We start from the raw sequence: 5,681 nt of genomic DNA, 5'->3' as shown, positions 1-5,681 counted from the left end.
TATGCCGACAAGGCCTATGCCAAACGTGCCCGCCGCCAGTGGCTCGGCGCGCAAGGCATCAAGGCGCGGATCATGCACAAGAGCTGGGGCGGGGGCCCCCGGCTGACCCGGTGGCAACAGCGACACAACGCCCTGATCGCACCAGTGCGCGCCCAGGTCGAGGGCGTCTTTGCCACCCTCAAGCGATGGCGGGGTTTTGGCTGCGTGCGCTACAAGGGCCTGGCCAGGAACCGCAACGACAGCTTCCTGCTTGCCCTGGCCTACAACATGACCACCGCACTGCGCCTCACCTGAACCGGGTTCACCCCCCAGGCCAGCGCACCAATGATCGAGCACCCTGCCAGCCGACAGCCGCACCCCAGCGAACCGCCCCGCCACCGCGTCTGTCTATCCGCCATACCCGCCCGGCCCCCTAAATCGGGTTTCGCAACGATCCCCGTACCGGGGAGGATCATTTGGCCCGGGGCACGACCTTCAGCGTCCAGTCGGTGTCCGGCCGCAGGAAGCGCTGCGCCACCGCCTGGAGGTCGGCGGGACCGATCGAGACGAAATCCTCGGCCAGCCGCTTCGTCGCCTCGATCCGCCGCGGATCATAGGCCGCGCCGCCCAGTCGCTGCATCCAGAACTGGTTGCCCGACGACATGCGCAGCAGCCGCTGCGCCATCGGCCGCTTGATGCGTTGCAGCTCGTCGGTATCGATCGGCTTGGCGGCGAGATCGGCGGCGATCGAGCGCGCGGTGGCGAAGAACAGGTCGACCTTGTCGGGCGCGACATTGCCGATCGCGATCATCCGCCCGCCGCTGGGCAGGCCGATCGGCCACTGGCTGGCGACCTGCGGGCTGTAGCTCGCCCCGGCCTCCGAACGCAGCCGATCGAACAGGCGGTCAGCGAAGACCTGCGCCAGCACGTCCAGCCGGTTGCGAATACGGTCGTCGGCCGAACCGCCGCCGGTCGGCCAGGCGATCACCGCCGAGGCCTGATCCGCCGGGCCGCTATGCGTGCGCTCGACCGGGGTAGCGACATGCGCGGGGAAGCGGATCGGCGGCACCGGGCCGGCCTCGACCTTGCGCGCCGGGATCGCGCCCAGGCTGGCGGCCACCGCCTTGATCGCGTCATCGGCCTTCACATCGCCGAAGATCGAGACCTCGATCGGGCCGGAAGCGAGCAGCGGCGCCCACAGCGCCTTGAACGATTCCGGCGTCGTCGCCTCGACCACCGCGCGCGGCGGCGTACCCCAGCGCGGGTCGCCATCGCGCAGCAACCGCTCCAGATCGCGGCCCAGCACGCCATCGGGCGAGGAATCGAAGCCCTCATAGCCCGCCAGCATCGCCGCCTTGGCCCGGTTGATCGGCGCCGCGTCCCAGCGCGGGGCGACCAACTTGGCGGCGATCAGCTTGAGGTTGTCGGCATAGTCATCGGGCGAACTCAGCGCATTGAAAGCGAAGGCGTCGTCGTCGATGTTGAAGTCCATCCCCATGCGCCGCCCGGCGGTCAGCCGGTCCAGATCGCCCTGGTCGAACTTGCCGATGCCGCCCGCGACCAGCGCCATATCGGCCGCCCAGGCCGCGCTCTCGCGCCCGGCGGGCAAGGCGTCATAGCCGCGCCCGAAGCGGACGCGCAGATAAACGCGCCCCGTCTCGCCGTCATTGGCCAGCAGCAACAGGCGGGCACCATTGGCGAAGACGATCTTCTCGACGCCCAGTTCGGGGAAACGCTCGCGGCTGACGACCTTGCCCGGCGTGCCCAGCTTGGGCAGCTGCGCGAAGGTGATGTTGCCCTGTCGCCGGCGATCCTCGGCCAGCGGACGGACATCGGCCTTCAGCGCGGCGGTCAGCTGCGCCACCGCATCGGGCTGCGGCGTGCGGGTGTTGACCAGCGCGCGGGTGGCGGTGCCCTGGAAGATCTTGCGGGTCGAGGCCAGCACCGTCTCCGGCGTGAACATCCTGGCCGCCACCGCCTGTTTCAGAATCTGATAGCTGGTGTCGGGCGCGGTCACCGTTTCGCGGATGTCGAGCGCGCCGACCATGTCGTCGGCCTGCTTGGCCCCCGCCTCGACGCGGGCGGTTTCGACCTGGGTGCGCATGATCGCGTCGTAATCGGCGAGTTCGCGGTCGATCTCGGCTTGCGTCGGCGGGGTGGCCATCGCATCGGCGATGACCGCACGCACGTCCTTCAGCGCGGCTTCCCAATTGTCGCCGATCGGCACGACATTGACCGTCGTCATATTGGCCGAGCGCGACACGTCGTCGAGCGAGACGGCGGCTTGCAGGAAGCTGCCCCCGGCGCGTGCGCGGTTCTCCAGCCGCCGGCTGATCAGCCGCGCGGCGACCATGTCGACCATGCGCTTCTGGTTGAAGATCGCGGTGTCGCTCTGATATCGCCACGGCCGCAGCACCGCCATCGCCACCATCGGCGGGATGGCCGGCTCGACCAGCGCCCCCACGGCGGGTGCATCGGCCTTGGGACTGCCGAAATCGGGGTCGGGCGGGTTGACGCCGACGCCCTTCCACTCGCCGAAATTCTTCGCGACCAGCCTGGCGAGGACGAGCGGGTCCATATCGCCCGAAATGACGACGACCGCGCGTTCGGGGCGATACCAGCGATCATGGAAGGCGCGCACGCTGTCGGGTGTCGCGGCCTCCAGCGTGGCGAGCTGGCCGATCGGCGAACGCTCGGCGAGCGGCTGGCCGGCGAAGAAGGTCTCACGCACCTTGTCGGAATAGCGGACCTGCGGCCCCGGCTGCTCGCGCCGCTCGGCCAGCACGACCGGACGCTCGGCATTCAGCGCCTGCGCGGTCAACGCGGGGGCAGCCATCATGCCGGACAGGATCTTCAGGCTTTCGTCCAGCCCGGCCTCGGTCGCGCCGGGCAGGTCGAGCTGATAGACGGTCTGGGTCGGCGTGGTCGAGGCGTTGGAGTCCGACCCGAAGGTCGCGCCCAGCCGCTGCCAGATGCGCTTGGCCTCGCCATCGGGGACATATTGCGATCCGCGGAACGACAGATGCTCGATCAGATGGGCAAAGCCGCGTTCCGAATCGCGCTCGTTGAGCGAACCGGCATCGATCCGCACGCGCACCGCCACCTGCCCCGGCGGCACGCCGTTGCGGCGCACGGCATAGCGCAGACCGTTGGGCAGCGTGCCGAACTTCCAAGCCTTGTCCTGCGGCAGGTCCGAATCGCTGTAGAGCCAAGCCGACTGGTCCACGCCCGGAATGGGCGGCAGCGGCGCCAGCGGATCGCGCGTCCCCCCCGCATCCGGCGCCGTCGCCACGGTGGCGGGGACGGGCATCCCCTGCGGTACCGAACGGGTGTCGGCCGGCGTCGACTGGGGAGCTTGGCCGATGACGGGAAGCGCCAGTCCCAGAAGGACCGGCAGGGCAAGAGCACGCAATACGCGGGACGGAAACGCCATGCCCCCTCTTATCGCGGCCCGCCCCGGATCGCCAGCCACCCATGATCGCCGCCTCATGATTGCCGCCCCACAATCGCCGCCCCACAATCGCCATGGTCGGGCCATGCGCCGGCAATCCCGCGCCATCATTTCGACCCACATCGCGCCTAGTCCTGATGGCGTCGGCACAGCGGCACGGGGCATGGAAGCCCCGGCCGCACGTGCCGGGCCGGGGATGTGCGGAGCGTTATGACCAAGTCGATGAATGCCGGTGCCCAGCGCCATGCGCCGGGTACAATATGGCACAAATCGGGCGAACCCATGAGGGCCGCCTCCCAATCCCCGTCCACCCGCCCCGATCTGTCGCTGGTCGCGACGCCCTTCGCCGAAGGGCACGATGCGCCGCGTACCCTCACCGCCCGCCTGCTGTGCGGTGTTCAGGGCTGGGTCGACCGGCTGATCGCATCCCTGTCGTCGGTATCGACCGCACCGGTCCTCGACGTACGCGAATTCGACTGGACCACGCATCTGCGCGGGGCGTGGACGCGGGTGCGCGACGAAGCGCTGGCCATGGTCGGCGACCGGCATGAGACCATGGTCTGGCATCAGGGTACGGCACTTCCCGCCGCGCTGGCCACCTGCCCCGAGACCCTCCGGCTGCTGCGCCGGATCCCCGCGCTGGAATCGGCCGCATTCGTCGTCCTGCCTGGTGCCACCCATCGCCCCGCGCGACGCGGGCCGACCAAGGCGATCATCACCTGCGACCTGGCGCTGGCCGTGCCGCGCAGCGGCGATGTGCGGATGCGCGTCCATGACCGCATCGTCCGCTGGGCCGAGGGCGAAACGCTGATGTTCGACGACAGCTTCGTCCACGAATCATGGAACGAGTCCAGCCATGCGCGCATCGTCCTGCGCGTCCGCGTCGCCCGGCCGCTGCGACGTCCCGGCCGCTGGTTGCGGCAGGCGATCCTGCACGGACTTCGGCGGAAGAACAGCGCCTGAAATCCGCGTCCAAAAGAATTTACCCAGATTAAATTTACTTCACGCCCCCTCATGGGACCGTGCGTTAACTTTTCGACAACCCGTCGGGGACCAAGGGGCAAATCACTCTATTGCCTCGGTTTTTCTGTCACGGATCTGTCATGTTTCTAAAGAGTGTCGCCGCACGCCTGATCGCCCCCGTGCTCGTGTCGATGGTGCTTCTCGGCATCCTGTCGGCCGTCACGTTGCGGATCGAGACGCGGGTCGCCAGCGCCAATGCGGCGGCGACCGATGCCGGAGCGGCGATGCTCCGCCTGGCCGAATTGCGCTCGGTCAGCCGCTCGCTGCAGCGCGACGCGCTGAACCTGGCGACCGAGGACGATGCCGCCGAACGACAGGTGATCCTGGGCAAGTTCACCAAGCGACTGGGGACGTTCGGCGACGAACTGACGGCGCTGCGCGACGACCGCGGCGCGACACCCGACTATCTCCGGTCGCAAGCCCAGGTCCGCGACGAACTGGCGATCGTCGGGCGGCTGGCCAATGCCGGCGATCGTGCCGGCGCGATGGCGCATTTCCGGCAGCGGGTGCGCCCGGCCGAGCGCCTCGCCTCCAAAATCGCCGATGCGAGGATCGATACGCTGAAGGATAGCGTCGCGACGCTGCACACCCGCGCCGACGCCATCGCCGATCAGGGGCGCTGGGTCCTGATCGGCGCCACCATCCTGCTCGCCGTCGCCGGGTTGGCGACGGGACTGTTCATGGCGCTGCGTACCGTGGCGCGGCCGCTGCACGAATTGCGCGGCGCGATGGGCGCACTGGCCGAGGGGCGGACCGATATCGTCATCCCGCACGGCACGCGCGCCGATGAAGTGGGCGAGATGGCGCGGTCGATGGCGGCATTCCGCGATCAGCTCGCCGGGGCCGAACAGGCCAAGGCGACGCAGACCGCGCTGATCGTCGACAGTATCGGCCAGGGCCTGTCCGCGCTGGCGCAAGGCGACCTGACCGCGCGGATCGATGCCGCCCTCGATGAACCCTTTGCGCGGCTGAAAGGCGATTTCAATCGAGCGATGGACGCGCTGGAGGCGGCGCTGGCCTCGGTCGCGGCGGTGGCCGGCGGCATCCGGGCCGGGTCGATGGACATCCGCCAGGCCTCGGACGATCTGTCGCTGCGGACCGAGCAGCAGGCCGCCAGCCTGGAGGAAACGGCGGCGGCGGTTGACGAGATCACCACCACCGTCCGCCATGCCGCCGGCGGCGCGACGGAGGCCGCGCGTGCGGTCGAACGCACGCGGAGCGACGCGCG

General features: G+C 69.4%; 4 protein-coding genes. 3 read left to right on the top strand and 1 reads right to left on the bottom strand.

Features of this window, described 5'->3' with window-relative positions:
• On the top strand, window positions 1-294 hold a 294-nt coding region (locus ACQKJZ_RS17710; protein WP_427732827.1), incomplete at its 5' end, for a transposase.
• A 157-nt stretch (window positions 295-451) separates the two neighbouring features.
• Here ACQKJZ_RS17710 and ACQKJZ_RS17705 read toward each other — a convergent pair.
• Window positions 452-3,412, bottom strand: coding sequence for a M16 family metallopeptidase (locus tag ACQKJZ_RS17705; protein WP_427732826.1), 2,961 nt, complete (start codon window positions 3,410-3,412; stop codon window positions 452-454).
• Window positions 3,413-3,712: 300 nt separating this feature from the next.
• Between ACQKJZ_RS17705 and ACQKJZ_RS17700 the strand changes: the two genes are divergently transcribed.
• Window positions 3,713-4,393: an aspartyl/asparaginyl beta-hydroxylase domain-containing protein gene (locus tag ACQKJZ_RS17700; RefSeq protein ID WP_427732825.1), complete on the top strand. Its 681-nt coding sequence runs from the start codon at window positions 3,713-3,715 to the stop codon at window positions 4,391-4,393.
• Window positions 4,394-4,533: 140 nt separating this feature from the next.
• Window positions 4,534-5,681: HAMP domain-containing protein (locus ACQKJZ_RS17695; protein ID WP_427732824.1), on the top strand; the 1,148-nt coding region annotated here is incomplete at its 3' end.

Origin of the sequence: Sphingomonas sp. NPDC019816 (assembly GCF_050274375.1) — a bacterium.
Classification (GTDB): domain Bacteria; phylum Pseudomonadota; class Alphaproteobacteria; order Sphingomonadales; family Sphingomonadaceae; genus Sphingomonas.
The sequence above is the reverse complement of the archived record's forward strand: the minus strand, read 5'-3'. Positions and strand labels throughout refer to the sequence as shown.

Bases quoted from the DNA above. Each gene is read 5' to 3' on its own strand.
- ACQKJZ_RS17705 (WP_427732826.1), bottom strand. From the start codon at position 3,412: ATGGCGTTTCCGTCCCGCGTATTGCGTGCTCTTGCCCTGCCGGTCCTT.
- ACQKJZ_RS17700 (WP_427732825.1), top strand. From the start codon at position 3,713: ATGAGGGCCGCCTCCCAATCCCCGTCCACCCGCCCCGATCTGTCGCTG.